The 20,479-nt window shown below is 63.5% G+C and carries 23 protein-coding genes; 16 read left to right on the forward strand and 7 right to left on the reverse strand.

The features are described 5' to 3' along the window. The first annotated feature begins 8 nt into the window (after nucleotides 1–8). The 4 genes from AC522E_RS06380 to AC522E_RS06395 all read left to right on the forward strand — a co-directional run bounded on the left by AC522E_RS06380 (nucleotide 9) and on the right by AC522E_RS06395 (nucleotide 3,395). Nucleotides 9–749 (forward strand): 3-oxoacyl-ACP reductase family protein, encoded by a 741-nt coding sequence (locus tag AC522E_RS06380; protein WP_500749536.1) that lies wholly within the window; start codon nucleotides 9–11, stop codon nucleotides 747–749. A 97-nt stretch (nucleotides 750–846) separates the two neighbouring features. Next, nucleotides 847–2,079: an RluA family pseudouridine synthase gene (locus AC522E_RS06385; RefSeq protein WP_500749537.1), complete on the forward strand. Its 1,233-nt coding sequence runs from the start codon at nucleotides 847–849 to the stop codon at nucleotides 2,077–2,079. A 290-nt stretch (nucleotides 2,080–2,369) separates the two neighbouring features. Further along, the gene (locus tag AC522E_RS06390; protein WP_500749538.1) at nucleotides 2,370–2,663 is read left to right on the forward strand and encodes a hypothetical protein; all 294 of its coding nucleotides are present in this window, start codon (nucleotides 2,370–2,372) and stop codon (nucleotides 2,661–2,663) included. A gap of 129 nt (nucleotides 2,664–2,792) precedes the next feature. Then, nucleotides 2,793–3,395, forward strand: a complete 603-nt coding sequence (locus tag AC522E_RS06395; RefSeq protein ID WP_500749539.1) for a GNAT family N-acetyltransferase — start codon at nucleotides 2,793–2,795, stop codon at nucleotides 3,393–3,395. Between the two features lie 45 nt (nucleotides 3,396–3,440). On the opposite strand, the gene AC522E_RS06400 is transcribed toward AC522E_RS06395, so the two are convergent. Beyond that, nucleotides 3,441–4,775 carry a protoglobin domain-containing protein gene (locus AC522E_RS06400; RefSeq protein WP_500749540.1) on the reverse strand — a complete coding sequence of 445 codons (1,335 nt, stop codon included), beginning with the start codon at nucleotides 4,773–4,775 and terminating at the stop codon, nucleotides 3,441–3,443. Between the two features lie 235 nt (nucleotides 4,776–5,010). Here AC522E_RS06400 and AC522E_RS06405 point away from each other — a divergent pair, with 235 nt between their 5' ends. From AC522E_RS06405 to AC522E_RS06420, 4 genes are all read left to right on the forward strand, one after another. Beyond that, a complete protein-coding gene (locus tag AC522E_RS06405) occupies nucleotides 5,011–6,078 on the forward strand; it encodes a patatin-like phospholipase family protein (RefSeq protein ID WP_500749541.1) in 1,068 nt (355 codons plus the stop codon). A 105-nt stretch (nucleotides 6,079–6,183) separates the two neighbouring features. After that, nucleotides 6,184–6,861, forward strand: coding sequence for an HAD-IA family hydrolase (locus AC522E_RS06410; protein ID WP_500749542.1), 678 nt, complete (start codon nucleotides 6,184–6,186; stop codon nucleotides 6,859–6,861). A 17-nt stretch (nucleotides 6,862–6,878) separates the two neighbouring features. Beyond that, complete coding sequence (locus AC522E_RS06415) at nucleotides 6,879–7,658, forward strand: ATP12 family chaperone protein (RefSeq protein WP_500749543.1); 780 nt, start codon at nucleotides 6,879–6,881, stop codon at nucleotides 7,656–7,658. A 121-nt stretch (nucleotides 7,659–7,779) separates the two neighbouring features. Beyond that, nucleotides 7,780–9,312, forward strand: a complete 1,533-nt coding sequence (locus AC522E_RS06420; RefSeq protein WP_500749544.1) for an acyl-CoA carboxylase subunit beta — start codon at nucleotides 7,780–7,782, stop codon at nucleotides 9,310–9,312. A gap of 53 nt (nucleotides 9,313–9,365) precedes the next feature. Here the strand turns inward: AC522E_RS06420 and AC522E_RS06425 are convergent, their stop codons facing one another. Then, entirely contained in the window at nucleotides 9,366–9,977 is a 612-nt protein-coding gene (locus AC522E_RS06425; protein ID WP_500749545.1) for an alpha/beta hydrolase, read from the reverse strand. A 46-nt stretch (nucleotides 9,978–10,023) separates the two neighbouring features. Continuing rightward, nucleotides 10,024–10,950 carry a ring-cleaving dioxygenase gene (locus AC522E_RS06430; RefSeq protein WP_500749546.1) on the reverse strand — a complete coding sequence of 309 codons (927 nt, stop codon included), beginning with the start codon at nucleotides 10,948–10,950 and terminating at the stop codon, nucleotides 10,024–10,026. 306 nt (nucleotides 10,951–11,256) lie between these two features. Here AC522E_RS06430 and AC522E_RS06435 point away from each other — a divergent pair, with 306 nt between their 5' ends. The 5 genes from AC522E_RS06435 to AC522E_RS06455 all read left to right on the forward strand — a co-directional run bounded on the left by AC522E_RS06435 (nucleotide 11,257) and on the right by AC522E_RS06455 (nucleotide 15,110). Beyond that, entirely contained in the window at nucleotides 11,257–11,670 is a 414-nt protein-coding gene (locus AC522E_RS06435) for a hypothetical protein (RefSeq protein ID WP_500749547.1), read from the forward strand. Between the two features lie 110 nt (nucleotides 11,671–11,780). Further along, complete coding sequence (locus tag AC522E_RS06440) at nucleotides 11,781–13,781, forward strand: acetyl-CoA carboxylase biotin carboxylase subunit (RefSeq protein ID WP_500749548.1); 2,001 nt, start codon at nucleotides 11,781–11,783, stop codon at nucleotides 13,779–13,781. Nucleotides 13,782–13,807: 26 nt separating this feature from the next. Continuing rightward, nucleotides 13,808–14,320 (forward strand): gamma-glutamylcyclotransferase family protein, encoded by a 513-nt coding sequence (locus AC522E_RS06445; protein WP_500749549.1) that lies wholly within the window; start codon nucleotides 13,808–13,810, stop codon nucleotides 14,318–14,320. Between the two features lie 82 nt (nucleotides 14,321–14,402). Continuing rightward, nucleotides 14,403–14,813, forward strand: coding sequence for a DUF6766 family protein (locus tag AC522E_RS06450; protein WP_500749550.1), 411 nt, complete (start codon nucleotides 14,403–14,405; stop codon nucleotides 14,811–14,813). A 6-nt stretch (nucleotides 14,814–14,819) separates the two neighbouring features. Further along, on the forward strand, nucleotides 14,820–15,110 hold the full coding sequence (locus tag AC522E_RS06455) for an acylphosphatase (protein WP_500749551.1): 291 nt from the start codon (nucleotides 14,820–14,822) through the stop codon (nucleotides 15,108–15,110). On the opposite strand, the gene AC522E_RS06460 is transcribed toward AC522E_RS06455, so the two are convergent. After that, a complete protein-coding gene (locus AC522E_RS06460; RefSeq protein WP_500749552.1) occupies nucleotides 15,107–15,517 on the reverse strand; it encodes a rhodanese-like domain-containing protein in 411 nt (136 codons plus the stop codon). The genes AC522E_RS06455 and AC522E_RS06460 overlap by 4 nt on opposite strands. A gap of 69 nt (nucleotides 15,518–15,586) precedes the next feature. On the opposite strand from AC522E_RS06460, the gene AC522E_RS06465 reads away from it, so the two are divergent. Beyond that, the gene (locus tag AC522E_RS06465; protein ID WP_500749553.1) at nucleotides 15,587–16,294 is read left to right on the forward strand and encodes a DUF599 domain-containing protein; all 708 of its coding nucleotides are present in this window, start codon (nucleotides 15,587–15,589) and stop codon (nucleotides 16,292–16,294) included. Then, the gene (locus AC522E_RS06470) at nucleotides 16,272–16,544 is read left to right on the forward strand and encodes a DUF3253 domain-containing protein (RefSeq protein WP_500749554.1); all 273 of its coding nucleotides are present in this window, start codon (nucleotides 16,272–16,274) and stop codon (nucleotides 16,542–16,544) included. Before AC522E_RS06465 ends, AC522E_RS06470 begins: the two co-directional genes overlap by 23 nt. On the opposite strand, the gene AC522E_RS06475 is transcribed toward AC522E_RS06470, so the two are convergent. Continuing rightward, nucleotides 16,545–17,342: a YdcF family protein gene (locus AC522E_RS06475; RefSeq protein WP_500749555.1), complete on the reverse strand. Its 798-nt coding sequence runs from the start codon at nucleotides 17,340–17,342 to the stop codon at nucleotides 16,545–16,547. A 23-nt stretch (nucleotides 17,343–17,365) separates the two neighbouring features. Further along, nucleotides 17,366–18,070 (reverse strand): ribonuclease activity regulator RraA, encoded by a 705-nt coding sequence (locus tag AC522E_RS06480; protein WP_500749556.1) that lies wholly within the window; start codon nucleotides 18,068–18,070, stop codon nucleotides 17,366–17,368. A gap of 157 nt (nucleotides 18,071–18,227) precedes the next feature. On the opposite strand from AC522E_RS06480, the gene AC522E_RS06485 reads away from it, so the two are divergent. After that, entirely contained in the window at nucleotides 18,228–19,175 is a 948-nt protein-coding gene (locus AC522E_RS06485; RefSeq protein ID WP_500749557.1) for a DUF6454 family protein, read from the forward strand. A 7-nt stretch (nucleotides 19,176–19,182) separates the two neighbouring features. On the opposite strand, the gene AC522E_RS06490 is transcribed toward AC522E_RS06485, so the two are convergent. Further along, on the reverse strand, nucleotides 19,183–20,355 hold the full coding sequence (locus tag AC522E_RS06490) for an isovaleryl-CoA dehydrogenase (protein ID WP_500749558.1): 1,173 nt from the start codon (nucleotides 20,353–20,355) through the stop codon (nucleotides 19,183–19,185). Nucleotides 20,356–20,479: the final 124 nt, after the last annotated feature.

The raw sequence follows: 20,479 nt of genomic DNA on the forward strand, positions 1-20,479 counted from the left end.
ATGCAGACATGACGTATCTCGTTGGCAGGCGCGCGCTGGTGACAGGTGCGAGCAGGGGAATCGGGGCAGCAATCGCGAAGACCTTGGCGCGGGACGGGGCAGATGTGGCAATCACCTATGAACGCTCGGCGGATCGGGCCGCCGGGGTTGTCCGCGACATCGAGGCGCTGGGGCGGCGCGCTTTTGCAATTGCCGCCGACAGCGCCGATCCGGATGCGGTTCGACGCTCGGTGCAGGAGGCCGCCAGTGGCCTGGGCGGTCTCGACATCCTCGTCAACAATGCCGGAATTGCCCGGGGCGGACCATTCGAGGCCATGAGTGTCGAGGACATCGACGCGACACTCGCGGTCAATATCCGCTCGGTTGTGCTCGCTTCCCAGGCTGCACTGGCGCATCTCGGCGAGGGTGGCCGCATCATCAATATCGGCAGCTGCCTGGCGGAGCGCGTCACGAAGCCGGGTGTCACGGTCTATTCGATGAGCAAGTCCGCTTTGATCTCCCTGACGAAGGGACTCTCCCGGGAACTGGGCCCGCGCGGCATCACCGTCAACATCGTCCATCCCGGTCCGACCGACACGGACATGAACCCCGCGGACGGCCCCCAGGCGGAGGGACAGCGGACCCTCATGTCGGTCGGCCATTACGGGACTGCCGACGACATCGCGGCGATGGTCGCATTCCTCGCCGGTCCGCAAAGTCGGCAAATCACCGGAGCCGGCTTTACGGTCGACGGGGGATTGAACGCCTGAATCGGGGCGGCGGCCCCGTGAGAGGACGCTGCGGGACCCGTCCGACCTCCCGAAGCCTCGATTGCCGCCCGCGCCGCGCTCTGTTACCCACTGTTTCATGAGACAGAGCGGTTCAGGACGAAACGGCGCCCGCGGCGGACGGTCGGGGATGCGGGAGAGGGTTCCCTCTCGCGAGAGCAAGCGCGCGCGCCCAGGCGATACCCAGAAGCCGCGGTCTGCAAAGCCCGCGGCGGCAAAGGAACGGCCGCCGGCCGCGTCGCGCACAAAGCCGGCTGCGGAGGCGCCGCGCCGGCCGACGCGTGCCGAGGCCAAGGCGGCAGCGCAGGAGACGTTGGCGACCGGCGTCCAGACCCTCGTGGTCGAACCCGATGAGGCCGACATGCGTGTCGACCGTTTCCTGGTGGCGCGGTTCCCGCAGCTCGCCTTCACTCATATCCAGCGCATCGTCCGCAAGGGCGAGCTGCGCGTCGACGGCAAACGGGCACAGCCGAACGACCGCCTGCAGGCCGGACAGAAGGTCCGTATTCCGCCGCTCAAGCTCGACCAGCCGAAGCTCGTGGCGCGCAGCACCGTGAAGGAGCAGGGCGACCGGGACTTCCTGAAGTCGATTACTCTCTACGAGGACAAGGACGTCCTTATCATCAACAAGCCCATGGGGCTCGCCGTGCAGGGTGGGTCCGGCACCACGCGTCACGTGGACCAGCTTCTCGAATCCATGCGTGACGACGAGGGACAGAGGCCCCGGCTCGTACACCGTCTCGACAAGGACACCGCAGGTTGCCTCGTCATTGCAAAGACGCGGTTCGCCGCGTCGACCATGGCGAAATCCTTCCGTTCCCGCACGACCCGCAAGATCTACTGGGCACTTGTGGCCGGCGTGCCGCGGGTCCGACAGGGGCGGATCTCCACCTATCTTGCGAAGGAGGGAGAGGAGGGCGATTCCCGGATGCGGGTCGCGCGCCACGGCGACGAGGGAGCGAGCCACGCACTCACCTATTATGCGGTCGTGGAGACAGCGGCGCAGAAGCTCGCCTGGATGTCGCTCAAGCCGGTCACGGGACGGACGCACCAGCTGCGCGCCCATACGGCCCATATCGGCCATCCGATCGTCGGAGACCCGAAGTATTTCGACATCGAGAACTGGGAATTGCCGGGCGGCATCCAGAACAAGCTGCATCTTCTGGCTCGACGCATCGTGATCGCGCATCCCAGAACCGGCAAACCGATCGATGTTACTGCTCCGCTGCCCCCGCATATGCAGCAAAGCTTCAACCTTCTTGGATTCGATACCGGTCGCTATGACCCGATCGTCGATGCGCCCGAGGATTAACGCGCGTCACAATTCTTAAAATCTTTCTTCTCGTAGTCGCACTTTTGCCGCGCCGTGGGTGCAGCATAGGTCGTCTCGGCAAGTCCTTGTGGCAGGCCGGGCCATTGCAAGGAGAAAGATCGATGGAACATAAGCATCTTGATCAGCTCCGTAGCGTAGCCGATGTTCAGCCGAGGTCGATGACTCGGCAGGAGCGCCTACAGCGTTGGGTCGAGCTTCTCGAGCGGAACCCCACGCGTCGACTGAATTCACTTGGTGAAATCGAGTACAAGCCGCCAGCAGAACGAGCGTTGATCCGCGTAGACGATTCCCCCCTCTCCGTCGCCTTTGAGGACCCTGTTCTGAAGGCTGAAGGGCTCGCCAGCGACCGACTCGGCGATGCCATGAACTTCTTCGAACTCTCCGATGGCCAGGCGCACTATGCCCTGTGCTCCTGCCTGAGCGGCCGCACGATGGAATCGGCTTCCTTCGCCCAGCGTCTGCGCAACACCACGGACGGAACCGGCTGGCGTCCGGTGGCTGGCGCGTGGGCTCTGGCAGGCTTGGCCATGACTTTGCCCGGCTTCGTCTATCTGTTCACCTGACGCAGAAGACGGGTCGGCCGACGACACTCCATGATCAGGAGACCTCCGGGTCTCCTGATCGGCGCCTTTGGCTGTTGCCTGATGGATCTCGATGAGGGACAAAGCAGCAGTTGAGAAGGCTGCCACACCATGCTTCATATTGAGCCGGTCACCCTTGCGACCGACCGCCTGATCCTGCGGCCCATGAGCCTCGATGACGTGCCTGCCCTAGCGGAGGCGTCCAAGGACGGCTCCTTATGGGAGAAGAAGACCACAACCGTGCCCCGGCCGGAGGATTTTGAGCCTTATGTCAGGAAGGCCCTCGAGCTTCAGGCGGCCGGACTGGCACTTCCCTTCACGACAGTGGTCCGGGATGGGAACGAGGTCGTCGGCTCGACCCGTTATATGAATATCGATGCTGCGAACCACCGGGTCGAAATCGGCACGACCTGGATTGCCCGCTCCTGGCAGCGCTCCTTCGTCAATACCCACGCCAAGTTCCTGATGCTCCGGCACGCGTTCGAGGTTCTCGGGTGCAATGCTGTGGAATTGCGCACTCACCGCCTCAACGATCAGTCCCGTGCCGCCATCGAGCGCCTGGGCGCGTCCCTCGACGGCATCCTGCGCCGACACATGATCATGCCTGACGGGCATGTGCGCGACACGGTGGTCTACAGCATTCTGAGCGACGAATGGCCGGAGGTGAAGGCACGCCTCGAGCAGCGGATGGTCGGCGTCGCGCATACGGCCTAGGGACGAGGCAGCGCCAGCGCTGCCTCCCCTCGAACCCCATCGGTCTCAAGCGGCGCGCGCGGTTTCGAGAAAGCGGTCGATATCCTCGCGCAGCCTTGCCAGTTGCTGATCGAGGGTTTCCTTCGCCTGCGAGACCTTCAGAGCCGCCTCGGCCGCCGATGCAGTCGAGCCGTTCAGCGTCTCGATGCTTTGCACCATTGCCTGTGTATGCCCGCTCGTCTGCTGCACGTTCATAGCTATGTCGGAGGTGACTGCGGCCTGTTCCTCGACGGCGGCGGCGATGGCGGTAGCGATTTCGCTCACCTGAGCGACGACACGGGCGATGTCCTCGATCTCGCTTGCGCTCTTTTGCGTCGCATTCTGGATCGCGGTGATGCGCGAGCCGATCTCGGTGGTGGCCTTGGCAGTCTGCGTCGCGAGGGCCTTGACCTCCTGCGCCACAACCGCAAAACCCTTGCCCGCCTCTCCAGCGTGAGCAGCCTCGATGGTCGCATTGAGGGCTAGGAGGTTGGTTTGGGCGGCGATCTGATCGATCAGCTCCACCACGTCACCGATTTCCCTGGCCTGTTCGGCAAGGCTGGCTACCGACTCCTTGGACCGGTGCGCGCCTTCCAGCGCGTGGCGCGCCACGTCGGCGGAGCGACTGGCTTGTTCGCCGATTTCCTGGACGGAAGCAGCCAGTTGCTCTGCGGCGGACGCGCCGGATTGCAGGTTGAGCGCCGTATGCTCGGCACTGCTTGTCACTTCGCCGGCGAGGGCGCTGGCGGCGCCGGTCGCCACGTCAAGGGTCGAGGCGCTGGCCGACAGGGCCTCGCTGGCTTCGCCGGAGATGCGAAGGCTTGCCTGCACGGCGCCGGAAAAGAAGTCGATGGCTTCGGAGAGCTCAGCACCCCGCCTTTGGCGCTCCTCGATCAGGGCCTCCTGATAGACGGAAATCGCATAATTCATATCGAGCATGACGGCCTTGTTCACCAAGGCGATCTTGCGGGCGAGCGTATTGCCGCTGAACCGGTGCTTTGCGGACAGAGCTTGCACAAGCTCGTTGAGGACGAAGGCGTAGCCGCCGATGTACCATTGCGGCTCCAGCCCGATCTTGTTGTGCACGAGTCCGATGCGGCGGATGCTGTCGACATACTCTTTGTCGAATCGTCCGCTGAAGAGCCTGCCCCAGTGCTGCGACTGGGCGCCGATGAGGCGCTCCTGCTGAGAGCCGATGAGGGCCGCAAGTCGAGGCACCTTACGGACATGCGCATAGAAGCGTTCGAGGATGCTGGGCAGAGCAGGCGAAATGATCGGCCACAGGGACCGAATTTCCCGGCAGGCCTCCTCATCGATGCCGAGAAAGCGGAGCCTCTCCGAAAGGGAAGTATCGTCCTGCATAGTCGTTCCTTGTATCGAGCTGTTTGCGAGATCTAGGGCCTTGAAGTTAATCCAGTCTTACAGTCGGTCTGACCTTTGACGGGAGTTGGAAATGCTTCACTTTCCTTTTGGAAAGAAGCCGGACCGACGCACCGCCGACAGCCGATTTCTCGCGCGGAGCCGTCTCGGATAAGGTACGGATGCGCTGCGCCGAAAGAGCCTGCTCGGCCCGCCGAAACCTCGGGAGGAACATGTCATGACCGGCCGCGCAGGATACCTCACCAGCGGCCCCCGTGGTCTGGCGGGCCCGAAGGCCGAGAAAACAGTCGCTCTCGCGCTCCAGGGAGGAGGGGCCCACGGGGCCTTCACCTGGGGGGTGCTCGACTATATCCTGGAGGATGGCCGCCTCGCGATCGAGGCGATCACCGGCGCCAGTGCAGGCGCCATGAACGCTGTGGTCCTCTTCGAAGGCTGGCTCGAGGGCGGCGTGGAGGGGGCACGAGCGCAACTGAGCCAATTCTGGAAGCAGGTCAGCCTCGATGGAGTGCTATCTCCGATCCAGAGATCGCTCTTCGACCGCTTCCTGACCTATTGGACGCCAGACGGCTCCCCGACCCGATCCTGGATCGACGCGTGGTCGCGCATGGCGAGCCCATATGACTTCAACCCGCTCGACATCAATCCTCTGAAGGACGCCCTGAGCGGGCTGATCAATTTCGAGCAGGTCCGTGCCTGCAAAGAGGCAAAGCTCTTCGTCGCAGCCACCAATGTCTGGACTGGGAAGATCAAGATCTTCAATCGCGAAGAGTTAACGGTCGACCATGTGCTGGCTTCGGCCTGCCTCCCCATGATCTTCAAGGCGGTCGAGATCGACGGCGAGCCCTATTGGGATGGCGGCTACATGGGCAATCCCGCGCTCTTCCCGCTGTTCTACGAAACGCGGACGGACGACATCCTGCTGGTCCAGATTAATCCGATAGAGCGCCGCTCGACGCCCCGGACCGCACAGGAAATCCAAAACCGCATGACGGAAATCACCTTCAACGCCAACCTTTTGCATGAGCTTAGAACCATCGAGTTCGTTATGCGGCTCATCGATCAGGGCAAGCTCTCGACGACCAACTACAAGCGGGTTTTGATGCACCGGATCCATGGCAATCGCGAGCTGGACGATTTTGCGGCCTCCTCGCGCCTCGATGCACGATGGAGTTTCTTCATGGAGTTGAAGGACCTGGGTCGCGCCGCCGCGCGCCAATGGCTCGAGGACAATTTTCAGGCAATCGGGGAGCGGAGCACGCTGGACCTTCGGGCTGCTTATTCTTGACGTGTGCCGCCGCGCCCGTGCATGAGGACACGGCCATTTTCCTGCCTTTCTGCCACGGGAAATAGCGACGGCCGCTGCCCGGCGGCCACGAAACGGAACGCGGTCTTGAAACTTGTCATCTTCGATGTCGACGGCACGCTGGTCGACAGCCAGAACATCATCGTCGCCGCCCAGCACAGGGCGTTCGCGGCCGTCGGCCTCCCGCCACCGACGCGGGAACGGGCTTTGTCGATTGTCGGCCTGTCCCTGGTCGAGGCCTTCACCGTCCTCGTCGGGCCGGAAGGGCCTGTCGATGACATGGTCCAGGCCTATAAGGACGCCTTCGGATCGCTGCGGGCCGATCCGACCAATGCGGAGCCGCTTTTTCCGGGCGCGTCCTCATGCCTGAAGTGGCTTGAGGACCAAAGTGGCGCTCTTCTCGGCATCGCCACAGGCAAATCCCGGCGTGGCGTCACGCATTTCCTGGACCTGCACGGCTGGCACGATCGCTTCTCAACGATCCAGACCGCAGACGACGCTCCATCCAAGCCGCACCCGGCCATGATCCTCCAGGCAATGGGGGAGGTCGGCGCCACGGCACAGGATACGGTGATGATCGGCGATTCGAGCTTCGACATGGCCATGGCGCGGTCGGCCGGTGTTCTCCCGATCGGCGTATCCTGGGGCTTCCAGCCGGTGGCCTCCCTGACCGAGGCCGGGGCCCGCCACATCGTTCATTCCTATCGTGAACTTGAAGGCGCGCTCGGCCGTTTCCTTGCGCAGCCCTCGCCCAGCGCGGCCTGAGGCCTTATCTGACGGTCATGAGCGACAACGATTGGTTTCCCCCGGCGGATGCGCCGAACCCGATGCGTGCGGCCGAAACCGGCATGAAGCCGACGCTGCCGAAACGGTTCTACAAGGAGGCCGGCGTCGAAGAGGGCGGCGGCCTCCATGCCCTTGTCCTCGACGGGCGGCGCGCGCGGACCCCGGGCAAGCAGCCCCTGGCGGTCCCGTCCCGGCCCCTTGCCGAGGCCATCGCCGCGGAATGGGCCGGGCAGGCGACCGAGATCGATCCGTCGTCCATGCCGATCACGCGGATCGTGAATTCCGCCATCGATGGTGTTACCCCACGGATGGCGGAGGTCGTCGACGATCTCGTCCGCTATGCGGGCTCGGATCTTCTCTATTACCGCATGAGCGAGCCCGAACGCCTGGCGCAGGCCCAGAATGCGGCCTGGGATCCGATCCTCGCCTGGGTGCGCGACCGTCACGGCGCGCGCTTTGCCCTGGCGGAGGGTGTCATGCACGTTTCTCAGCCGGAAGACGCCATCGCCGCGATCCGCCGGGCCGTCGAGGAGATCAGCTCGCCTGTTGCCCTCGCCGCACTGCATGTCATGACCAGCCTGTCCGGTTCGGTCCTGCTCGCCCTGGCTCATATCTCCGGAGAGATCACGGCGGAGGATGCCTGGCGGGCTGCCCATGTCGACGAGTTTTTCCAGGAGAGCGTCTGGGGAGAAGACTCCGAGGCATCTGAGCGCCGGGAGCGGCGGCACAGGGATTTCCTGGCCGCGTCGGAGGCTTTCCGCCTGGCGCAACTCTGAGAGGCCTTTCATGGAAGGCCGGGACCGAGGGTGCTTGATACGGCAGCCGAAGGTGGAATTTCTCGTCGCTATCCGGCTATGCTAAGCCAACCCACCTTCTCAGACGTCCAGAGTATCCCCCATGAAAGACATCCTCGAACGGCTTGAAGATCGGCGGGCCCAGGCCCGGCTCGGCGGCGGCGCCAAACGCATCGAGGCGCAGCATGGGCGCGGCAAGCTTACCGCCCGCGAGCGCATCGAGCTTTTGCTCGACAGCCACTCCTTCGAGGAGTTCGACATGTTCGTCGAGCACCGCTCGTCGGATTTCGGCATGGACAAGGCCAAGATCCCCGGCGACGGCGTGGTCACGGGCTGGGGGACGGTCAACGGGCGCGCCGTCTTCGTCTTCGCCAAGGACTTCACGGTTTTCGGAGGCTCCCTTTCGGAGGCTCATGCCCAGAAGATCATCAAGGTCCAGGACATGGCGCTCAGGATGCGCGCGCCGATCATCGGTCTCTTTGATGCAGGCGGCGCCCGCATCCAGGAGGGCGTGGCGGCGCTGGGGGGCTATGGCGAGGTCTTCAAGCGCAACGTCATCGCCTCCGGTGTGATCCCGCAGATTTCTCTGATCATGGGACCCTGCGCCGGCGGCGACGTCTATTCGCCGGCCATGACCGACTTCATCTTCATGGTCCGCGACCGGTCCTACATGTTCGTCACCGGACCCGAGGTGGTAAAGACCGTCACCAACGAGACGGTCACGTCGGAGGAACTCGGCGGGGCTAAGATCCACACCACCAAATCCTCAGTGGCGGACGGGGCTTATGACAACGATGTCGAGGCGCTGCTGCAAATGCGTCGCCTGATCGACTTCCTGCCATCCAACAACATCGACGGCGCGCCGGAATGGCCGAGCTACGACGACCCCAACCGGGTGGACGAGAGCCTCGACACCCTGATCCCCGACAATCCCAACAAGCCCTACGACATGAAGGAGTTGATCCTGAAGGTCGTGGACGAGGGCGATTTCTTCGAGATTCAGGAGGCCTTCGCCCGCAACATCATCACGGGGTTCGGGCGCATCGAAGGGCAGTCCGTCGGCTTCGTGGCCAATCAGCCGATGGTTCTGGCGGGCGTGCTCGATGCCGACGCCTCGCGCAAGGCGGCGCGCTTCGTGCGCTTCTGCGACGCCTTCAATATCCCGATCGTCACGTTCGAGGACGTACCCGGCTTCCTGCCCGGCACGGCGCAGGAATATGGCGGGCTGATCAAGCACGGCGCCAAGCTCCTCTTTGCCTATTCGGAAGCGACCGTGCCTTTGGTGACGGTGATCACGCGAAAGGCTTTTGGCGGGGCCTATGACGTCATGGCCTCCAAGCATGTGGGCGGCGACGTCAACTATGCCTGGCCGACGGCGCAGATTGCCGTCATGGGCGCCAAGGGCGCGGTCGAGATCATCTTCCGGCAGGACCTGAACGATCCGGAAAAGATTGCGGCTCGCACCAAGGAATACGAGGACCGTTTCATGTCGCCGTTCGTGGCAGCCGAGCGCGGCTATATCGACGAGGTGATCATGCCGCATTCGACGAGGCGTCGGATCGCCCGCGCGCTGGCGATGTTGCGCGCCAAGGAGATCGAGCGGCCCTGGAAGAAGCACGACAATATTCCGTTGTAGGCAGCCTTTCGTTCCGGCGCGACCCACAAGGCCGGCCGGAACGATGCAAGGCCTCACCTGTTCAGAAGCCAGTTCTGCGTGAATGAGAGATCCTGCTGCGACAGCCCATGGCCGATAGGCAGGATTCGATGGTTCACCAGGGCCCCGGCAGCGGTGAGCTCGGCCGCAAGTCTGGCTGCGTTGTCCTCCGGGACGATGGGGTCGAGCTGTCCCGAAATCATCAGCACGGGCTTGCCCGTCAGGTCCGGCTTGGGCGCATCGCTCAAAGGCATCATGGCTCGCAGCAGCGCGGCTCCGGCCAGAACGTCCGGCCGGAGCATCAGTATGGCGGCTGCGATGTTGGCCCCGTTCGAGAAGCCGACCGCGATCGGTGCCTCCAGTCCATAGGCCTGCCGCGCTTCCACGACGAAATCGGCAAGCTCATTGGCCCGGAATTTGACGTCGGCCTCGTCGAAGACACCTTCTGCGAGGCGCCGGAAGAAACGGGGCATGCCGTTCTCGAGCACCTTGCCCCGCGGTGAGAGGATGGCCGCGCCGGGAGCAAAGATCTTGCCCAGAGACACCAGATCGTCCTCGTTGCCGCCTGTGCCGTGAAGCAGCAGCAACGGTGGATGGCCCGGTTTGGTCGCGGGCACGTAACGGTGAATGAAGGACAGCTCGCTCATGGTCTGACTTTCTCCCTCTGTCCCGAGGGAACGGACGTGACAGCTTTTATGTCAGCTCGGGCAGCGCGGTTTCGATGGCGCTGCGGCGCGGTTCGAGAAAGGCGGGCAGTTTAAGGTCGTGCCCGAGCCGCTCCTTCGGCTCATCGAATGTGAATCCAGGCTCGTCGGTCGCGATCTCGAACAGGATACCACCAGGCTCGCGGAAATAGACCGACCGGAAATAATTACGGTCGCGTTGCTCCGTCGCCCGGATGCCGTGCTGCTCGGCGAGACGTTCCACCATCCTAGCCTGGGCAGTGTCGTCTGCGGCGCGGAACGCCACGTGATGGACTGAGCCGGCGCCTTGGCGTCCGGGCAGAAATCCTCGCGCCCCGCGGATATCGACCTTTCCGCCGATGGTGGCATCGCCCTCGTAGCGGATGAGCGAACCGTCCCGGGCCGTCTCACGGAAGCCGAAGACGTCCGTGAGAATGGCGCCCGTCCGCTCGGCATCCTCGACCAGGAGCGTTACACCGTCCAGTCCCTGGATGGCGGCCTCTGCCGGAACTTCTCCGGTTCGGGGCGCCCCGTCCCCAGGGCTCGCAGTACCGACGAGGGCAAGACTGGTGCCGTCGGGGTCCTTGAAAGTGAGGACACTCTGTCCGAAACGCCTTTCGCGAGCATGATGAACGACGCCTTTCTCGAGCAGGCGGTGCGTCCAGAAGCCGATGGAGGATTCCGGCACGCGGAAGCTCGTTTCCTGTGTGGAACCCACGCCAGCACGGCCCGGCGCTGCGTGCTCCCAGGGGAAGAAGGTCAGGATCGAGCCGGGATCGCCGGATTCGTTGCCGTAGTAGAAATGATACGTGCCGGGGTCGTCGAAGTTGACCGTCTTCTTTACGAGTCTCAGGCCGAGAATGCGGGTATAGAAATCGACGTTGCGGCGGGCTGGGCCGGCAATAGCGGTAACGTGGTGAATGCCGTGACGTCCCATGATCGGCTCCATTCGGTGGGCGGATCGGCGATCCGCAGGACCGTGAGATAGGAGGGCGAAGGCCGACGGCCCATGCCGGAAAGGTAATATTGCGTAAATGCAATGTTACTGATGCCGGAGATGGATTTTATTTGCGTCCTTGCGAAAGGGGCTGGCAAGAATCCAGCAACCAAAAAGCCTCAACATCGCTTAACCTCAATGGAAGATCAGCATGTCCTGTTAACGGTTTGGGTTCTCCCGTCGTGTGACAGTCGTTGCGAACAGGAAGGTAACCGGCGTCGCGAAAAGTCGGGAGGAGTCAAACAGATGATGAGCGCTGATCTTCGGCATTTCATCGAAAGCGCAATCGACCGGCAGTTCATTTCGGCCGACGACGTGAAAATGCTTCGGGACGACATTCTGAAGCATGGACTGTCAAGTAAAAGGGAAGCGGAATCTCTTCTGGGACTCGACCGGTCCATTGCCGCGGATGAAAGCTGGGGGCCCTTCCTCACGTCCATCGTGGTCGATTTCGTGATCCGACGCCGGGAGTCCGCAGGGACCGTCGAGCACGACGACTCCCTCTGGCTGGCGACCGTGCTCGATGTCTGCGGTCCGACAAAGACAGCGATGAGCATCGCCTATGCCGTTCTCGACCAATCGCTGAATGTTGGTGCCGCGCTGCTCGATTTCATCATGCGCGGACGCCATCAGGAGCGCCAGCAGAGCATCGCTGCCTGACCTGACTTGTGCTGCCAGACGAAATGCTGACCAAGCTCCGCTTCCCGAACGCGCGGATGTGCAGTAACGGATGGGAGCAACAATAGTTGGGTGGAAGCGTTCGAGGGCTCATGTTCGACAAGATCCTGATCGCCAACCGGGGCGAGATTGCGTGCCGGGTCATCAAGACGGCCCAGCGTATGGGCATCAAGACGGTGGCGGTCTATTCCGACGCCGACCGGGATGCCTTGCACGTGGAAATGGCCGATGAGGCCGTTCATATCGGTCCGGCTGCCGCAGCTCAGTCCTACCTGGACATCGACAAGATTGTCGCGGCCTGCAAGCAGACTGGCGCCCAGGCCGTTCACCCGGGCTACGGGTTCCTGTCCGAGCGGGAGGCTTTTCCCAAGGCGCTGGCCGAGGCCGGAATCGTCTTCATCGGCCCCAATCCCGGCGCCATCGCCGCAATGGGCGACAAGATCGAATCGAAGAAGGCCGCGGCGGCCGCGAATGTTTCGACCGTTCCAGGCTTCCTAGGCATCATCGAAAGCCCCGGGCACGCCGTCAAGATCGCCGACGAGATCGGGTACCCCGTCATGATCAAGGCCTCCGCCGGTGGCGGCGGGAAGGGCATGCGCATCGCCTATTCGTCCGACGAGGTCGCGGAGGGCTTCGCCCGCGCCAAGTCCGAGGCGGCATCGTCCTTCGGCGACGACCGGGTCTTCGTCGAAAAGTTCATCACCGACCCGCGCCATATTGAAATCCAGGTGCTCGGCGACAAGCACGGCAACGTGATCTATCTCGGTGAGCGCGAGTGCTCGATCCAGCGTCGCAACCAGAAGGTCATCGAGGAGGCGCCGTCGCCGCTTTTGGACGAGGCCACCCGCCGCCTCATGGGCGAGCAGGCCGTCGCGCTGGCGAAGGCAGTGGGGTACGACTCGGCCGGTACGGTGGAGTTCGTGGCAGGGCAGGACAAGTCCTTCTACTTCCTCGAGATGAACACCCGCCTCCAAGTCGAGCATCCAGTGACCGAAATGATCACCGGCATCGACCTTGTCGAGGAGATGATCCGCGTGGCCGCAGGGGAAAAGCTGCGGCTCGCCCAGAGCGACGTGAAGCTGAACGGCTGGTCGGTGGAAAGCCGCATCTATGCCGAGGATCCGGTGCGCAACTTCCTGCCGTCCACCGGCCGGCTCGTCCTCTATCGGCCACCGCACGAGGGCGAGTCTGGCGGCGTGACCGTGCGAAACGACACTGGCGTTTACGAAGGAGGGGAGATCTCGATCTACTACGATCCGATGATCGCCAAGCTCGTGACCCATGCCCCGACCCGCGAGAAGGCCATCGCCGCGCAGGCCGAAGCCCTCGATGCCTTTGCCATCGAGGGGATCCGCCACAACATTCCGTTCCTCTCCGCGCTCATGCAGCATCCGCGCTGGCGGGATGGGCGTCTTTCGACCGGCTTCATTGCGGAGGAGTTTCCCCAGGGCTTCAAGGCTATCCAGCCGGCCGGCGAGGTCGCCCGCCGAATCGTCGCCGTGGCTGCCGCCGTCGATCATCTGTTCAACGAACGCAAGCGGCGGATCTCGGGCCAGATGCGGCCGCAATCCGCGGTCCGGTTCGACCGTGAGCGGGTCGTTCTGGTCGGACACGAGCGCTATGATGCCCTCATCGAGGATATCGACGGCGGCATCGCCGTGGTCATCGATGGACAGGCGTGGCCTGTCTCGTCGGCCTGGTTGCCGGGGGAGCCCGTCTGGCGCGGCCAAGTGGGCGGCGAACACATCGCGGTCCAGGTGCGTTCGATCCTGAACGGTTTCATGCTCGCCCATGCGGGAGCGTCCGCCGAGGTGCGGGTCTATACACGCCGCGAGGCGGAGCTCGCGCTCCTGATGCCGGAGAAGGTCGAGGCCGATACCGGCAAAAAGCTCCTCTGCCCGATGCCGGGTCTCGTGAAGGCGGTGTCCGTCAAGGTCGGTCAGGAGGTGAAGGTGGGCGAGCCCCTCTGCATCGTCGAGGCCATGAAGATGGAAAATGTGCTGCGTGCCGAGCGCGACGCCACCGTGTCCAAGATCCACGCGAAGGAAGGCGACAGCCTTGCCGTCGATGCGGTGATCATGGAATTCGCCTGAACCGGATTCCGGAACGAAGCATCGCCATGCCGCTCTATTTCGCCTACGGATCCAACATGGACCGGGCTGCCATGGCCCGGCGCTGCCCCGCCTCGAGGGTGATCGGTCCGGGGCGGCTCATGCGCCACCGGTTCTTTGTTTCCAGGGATGGTTACGCCTCCGTCATGCGCGATCCGCATGGAACGGTATGGGGATTGCTCTGGGAACTCGCCCTGGCCGACGTATCGGCTCTCGACCGCTACGAGAGCCTTGCGACGGGCCTCTACACCAAGGTCATCCAGCCCATCCTCGTCGGCCAGGGGCCGCGCCGGGCCATGCTCTATATCGGCCGTACCCAGGCACCCGGGTCACCCCGGCCCGGTTATATGGAAGGTGTCGTGAGGTCGGCGGAAGAGGCTGGGCTGCCTCTGGACCACATCCGGGACCTTCGGCGCTGGCTTCCGAATAGCTCGCAGGCATCGGAGTCCGCCGAGATCCCCAAAGTTCGTCCGCGCTGGGACGCGCCATCCGGGTCGCTCGGCAAGTTCCGCGAGATCTGATCCCTCGTCAACGGCCAGGCATGCCCGACAGAACCTTTGCCGCACGCGGGCGTTGAGTCGCCGTTACGTGTGAGGTTCTCGGATGAATACAAAGAGCGGGTCTCTCTGGAAACAGTACGGCTATGCCTGGGTCACGCTGGGCTTCTTCGCGATCTCTCTGGCTGGTCACTGGCTCTTCGGATGGTTCGCCTATGTGAACGAACAGCGCGCTCACTCGCAACCTGTCCAGGTCTCCGACTATACGGTCGAGATGATGCGGGATACGCTCGAAAACTGGCAATCCGAATTCCTCCAGCTGCTCTGGCAGGTTGGCGGCCTTGCCATCCTGCTCTATGTGGGATCGCCGCAGTCGAAGGAGGGCGATGACCGAATGGAGGCGAAGCTGGACGAAATCCTGCGCCGCGTGGACCCGCAGAATGCGGAAAGGATCATCTCCAGGCTCGATCAAGATTACGCTGGCCGCCATACCGACGCGCGCCTTGCCCACCGCTGAGGATCCATGCCGAATCGCATCCTGCACCTCATCATTCATGGACGGGTTCAAGGGGTCGGCTTCCGCGCCTGGACCCATCACCAGGCGGAACTCCATGGCTTGCACGGTTGGGTCCGCAACCGGCGTGACGGGACGGTGGAAGTGGTCATCTCGGGGCCAGACGACCGCATCGAGGCAATGCTGGCGACCTGCCGCCAGGGGCCGCGTGGCGCCGTGGTGGAGCGGATCGAGCCGGTCGGGAACGAGGACATCATCCTCGACGGAACGACGGGTTTCGAGGTGCGCGGAACGGTCTAACGGCCGTCGTCGTGTGACGTCTCTACCGGTCCGCCCGCTTTTTTCCAGGCCGCGAAGCCACCCTCGATATGGGCCACCGGTTTCAGTCCCATATCCTGGGCGGTGGCGGCGGAAAGCGCGGACCGCCATCCCGCAGCACAGAAGAAAACGAAGGTCTTGTCCTGCGCAAAGGCGGGCTTGTGATAGGGACTCTCGGGATCGATCCAGAATTCCAACATGCCGCGTGGGCAATGCAGCGCGCCGGGCAGCCGCCCCTCGCGATTGAGCTCCCGCGGATCGCGAAGATCGACGAAGACGGTGTCGTCCCGGCCATGACGGGCGATAGCCTCCTCGACCGTCAGGGTCTCGATCCTCGCATTCGCCTCGTCGAGCATGGCCTTGTAGCCGTGCGTGATTTTCTGAGGCATGAGCCCACCCTCTGTTTCAAGCTTCGACAAAACTGGGCATGATGGGGAAAGAGTCAACCGGAGACGATCGTGCTGGGTTTCACCGTTCTCGATGTCGTGGCGCTGGCCTTCTTCATTCTGGCCTGGCTTGGCTACCACGCCGCCGTGGAAATGACGCAAGCTGGCGGAAAAAGCCTGAACGCGATGATGAACGCCTATCGCTTTCGCTGGATGGAGCAAACGGTGATCCGGGAGAATCGCGTCGTCGATACGACGATCATGGGGTCGCTCATGAACGGAACGGCGTTCTTCGCGTCGACCTCGCTGATCGCCGTCGGAGGCGTGCTCGCACTCCTTCGCTCGGCCGATGCCGTTCTGCCGGTCTTCGCGACGCTGCCCTTCGGATCCTCGACGACGCCGCTCACCTGGGAGGTCAAGGTGATCGGAATGGCAGTCATCTTCGTCTATGCGTTCTTCAAGTTCGCCTGGTCCTATCGGCTGTTCAACTACATGGCGATCATGGTCGGGGCGATTCCCGTGCTCAACGACCGAAATCGGGAGGAGGCGGCTTTCGCAGCCCGGCAGGCGGCGGCCATGAATGTCGTGGCGGGAAAGCATTTCAACCGCGGCCAGCGCGCATTCTTCTTTTCCCTGGCCTATCTCGGATGGTTCGTGCACGCTTATCTCTTCATGGCGGCGACAGCCTGCGTGCTCTATGTGATGTGGCGGCGCCAGTTCATTTCGGACGCCCGATTGGCGGCACTGGGCAGGGGCGATGGCACACAAGGCAACGGCTGAGGAACTTGAAGAGGTGATGCTGGCTCTGGTCGCCGCGCGCGGCGAGGGGAAGACCGTCGATCCCACGGACGTCGCGCGGGCCTTGGGCGGAGACAAGCCGGAGGGCTGGGGACCCTTGATGCAGCCGGTTCGCCAGACGGCGGTGCGGCTTATGAAGGAGGGGCGTGTTCTCATCCTCCGCAAGGGGCGTCCGGTCGACCCGGACGATTTCAGAGGCATCTATCGCCTGACGGTTCCATCCAAGGTTTGATCAGGGCGCTGGGAGCAGCGCGGAAGTTTTGCCCGCCGCATAATAGCCTATGAGGCCCGCCCATTCCTTCGCGGCCACATCAAGCCTGCGAAGGCCATCAGAGACGGAAGCAAAGGGACGCAGGGTGTCTTCCGACCCCACGGTTCGGAAATCGACGGGATAGGGTACCACGTCCAGCCCTGCCTTGCGAAAGGCGCCGATGGCACGGGGCATGTGCCAGGCGGATGTGACGAGCAGCCAGCGCCCGCTCTGCTCGGGGTCGATGAGCTCCCGCGAGTACCCGGCATTCTCGGCCGTCGTACGCGAGCGATCCTCGATGACGATGCGGTCCGGTTCGATGCCGGCACCTTTGAGGAAATCCGCGATGACCGGCGCTTCCGCTGTCCCGTCCCCGAAAACGGTTCCGCCGCCACCTGAGATCAGGATCCTTGCCTTGGGATAGCGATAGGCGAGGGTGATGGTATCGAGCAAACGCTCGGCGGATTCATTGGCGACGAGGCTCCCACGCGAGAGGGAACCGGAGGCGTCGACGGCTCCGCCGAGAAGGATGATCCCGTCGACGGGCCTGCCGTCGTCGCGAAATACCGGAAACCGGTCCTCCAGCGGGCTCAGGAGAGCGTTCGAAAGGGGCAACAGGCCGAAGGCTGCCGTCGCGGCCGTACTGACGAGGGCAAGTCCTATTCCGAGGCGGTGCCCCCGGCGCGTGAAGCCGAGGGCGATGCCGATGAGGATGAGGCTGACAAGCAGGTTCGACGGCGTCGCGAAAAACCAGACGATCTTCGATGCGTAGTAGAACAAGAGCCGTCTTCCCCGGTGCGGTCTTACTGACCGCCCATCTCGGCCTCGTAGCGGGCCTTGTTCTCCGCGTTCGGCGGATAGAGGCCGGGAAGGGGCACGCCCTTCTCGACCTCGCGCATGATCCAGAGTTCGAGCCTTTCCTGCTCGACCGCCGCCTTCGCGACGTCCTCGACCAGCGCGGCCGGAATGACGACCACCCCGTCGCCATCGGCAACAATCACGTCATCGGGGAATACGGCGACTCCACCGCAGCCGATGGGCTCCTGCCAGCCGACGAAGGTGAGGCCGGCAACGGAGGGCGGGGCCGCGGCGCCGGCGCACCAGACGGGAAGTTCGGTACCCTCGACGCCGGCGGCATCCCGCACCACGCCGTCCGTCACCAGTGCCGTCACGCCGCGCTTCTTCATGCGTGCGGTCAGGATATCGCCAAAAATGCCGGCATCGGTGACACCCATGGAGTCGACCACGGCGATGCAGCCTTCTGGCATGTCCTCGATCGCCGCCCGGGTGGAGCGGGGCGAGGACCAGGATTCCGGTGTCGCCAGATCCTCGCGGGCCGGGACGAAACGCAGGGTGAAGGCCCGTCCGACGAGGCGCTCCGGAGCATTGAACATGGGCACCGGGCCCTGCATCCAGCAGCGCCGGATTCCCTTCTTGAGAAGGACCGTCGTGAGCGTGGCGGTGGAGGATGCACGCAGGGCATCGGCGATGGCTTTGTCCAGGGTCATGACGGTCTCTTTCAATGTCTGTTTCGCCACTCATAGCTCCCGGAGAGGAGCTTCGCCAACCGGTAAAAATGCCGGTTGTCACATTGTCGACGCGCCCGTCCGCTCCAAAACTGGTGGCGACCGTCCGCGGGGCGGCCCTGATGCCGGAGAATGATCGATGCGCCTCTTGTCCACCTGTCTCGCCGCTCTTGCGATCGGTGCCCTCGCACCTGCCGCCTTAGCGGCCGATAGCCGCGACACGCTTGCCGAGCGGGTCATGAAGCTCTCGCGCGGCACGCAATGGAAACCCGTCACCGCCGTCACGATCAACTTCCCGACCTTCCACCCTCAGGGCATGGTGAAGATTGGAGACGCTCTTTTCGTGTCTTCGGTCGAGATTACGACGCCGACCAAGCGATTCGCCCAGCCGGTTGACGGATTTGACAGGGACACCGGCGAGGGGGTGGCACATTTGTTCAAAATCGACTTGAAGGGCAATCTTGTGTCCGAAATCACCCTCGGAGAAGGCTCAATCTATCATCCCGGCGGGATCGATTATGACGGCCGTCACATCTGGGTGCCGGTCGCCGAGTATCGTCCCAACAGCAAGTCCATCGTCTACCGCGTGGATCCCGAGACGATGCAGGCCACCGAGATGTTCCGCGTCGCCGACCATATCGGCGGCCTGGTGCACGACACCGACGACAATTCCCTCCACGGCGTCAGCTGGGGATCGCGCCGCTTCTATCGGTGGACCCTCGGGCAGGACGGTAAGCCGACCAATGCCGACGAGGCGCCGGAGAAGCTCCGCAGGCTCAACACGTCCCACTATCTCGATTATCAGGACTGCAAATATGCCGGCGGCCATCGCATGCTGTGCTCGGGCGTGACGGAGATGCGGGTGACAACGGAAGGGCCGCTCTTCCGCCTCGGCGGTCTCGACCTTGTGAGCCTGACCGACGGTCGCCCGCTCTTCCAGACGCCCATTCTGCTGTGGACGGCGTCGGGATACGACATGACGCACAATCCGGTCTGGATGGAGACCAGCGACGTCGGGATCCGCGGCTACTTCATGCCAGAGGACGACAAGTCGACCCTCTACATCTATGAGACCGAGGTGAAGTAGACGGCGGTCACGCCGTCTTCTCGAACAGTTCCCGCCCGATCAGCATGCGCCGGATCTCGCTCGTGCCGGCGCCGATCTCATAGAGCTTGGCGTCGCGCAGCAGGCGGCCCGTCGGGTAGTCGTTGATATAGCCGTTGCCGCCGAGGAGCTGGATGGCGTCGAGGGCGCATTGCGTCGCCTTTTCGGCCGCGTAGAGGATCGCGCCGGCTGCGTCCTCGCGGGTGGTCTCGCCCCGGTCGCAGGACTTGGCGACCGCATAGACATAGGCCTTGCAGGCATTCATGGTCACATACATGTCGGCGACCTTGGCCTGCACGAGCTGGAAGCTGCCGATGGGCTGGCCGAACTGCTTGCGCTCGTGGATGTATGGCAGCACGATGTCCATGCACGCCTGCATGATGCCGAGCGGTCCCGCCGCCAGCACGGCGCGCTCATAGTCGAGGCCCGACATGAGCACGTTGACGCCGCGGCCGACCTTGCCAAGCACGTTCTCCTCCGGCACCTCGCAATCCTCGAACACGAGCTCGCAGGTGTCGGAGCCGCGCATGCCGATCTTGTCGAGCTTCTGCTGCGTGGAGAAGCCCGTGAATCCGCGCTCGATGATGAAGGCGGTCATGCCGCGCGGACCGGCTTCCGGATCGGTCTTGGCATAGATCACCAGGACATCCGCCGACGGCCCGTTGGTGATCCACATCTTGCTGCCGTTGATGACATAGCGGTCGCCGCGCTTCACCGCATGGGTGCGCATGGAGACCACATCGGAGCCGGATCCGGGCTCCGACATGGCCAGCGCGCCGAGATGCTCGCCGGAGATGAGCTTCGGAAGATAGCGGCGCTTCTGCTCATCGCTGCCATTGCGCCGGATCTGATTGATGCAGAGATTCGAATGAGCGCCGTAGGACAGTCCGACCGAGGCCGATCCGCGGGAGATCTCCTCCATGGCGATCACGTGCTCGAGATAGCCGAGGCCGATCCCGCCATATTCCTCCTCGACCGTGATCCCGTGCAGCCCGATTTCGCCCATCTTGGGCCAGAGGTCCCGCGGGAACTCGTTCGTGCGGTCGATTTCCTGCGCCCGCGGCACGATGTGATCCTGGGCGAAATCGCGCACTGTCTGGCGGATCGCCTCGGCGGTCTCGCCGAGGTCGAAATTAAAGGTCTTGCTGACATTCGGTATCATCGGTCCCTCCCTCCATCCGTCGATCCGCAGGGGCGGGAGCGTGATGGCTTGTTATCGGACCATTTTGGTCAGCATTACTGCCCTTTTCAAGCGGGTGCGAAAAGAAAAGTGAGCTCTGGCAGCG

This window comes from Microvirga sp. BF8 (genome assembly GCF_059888585.1).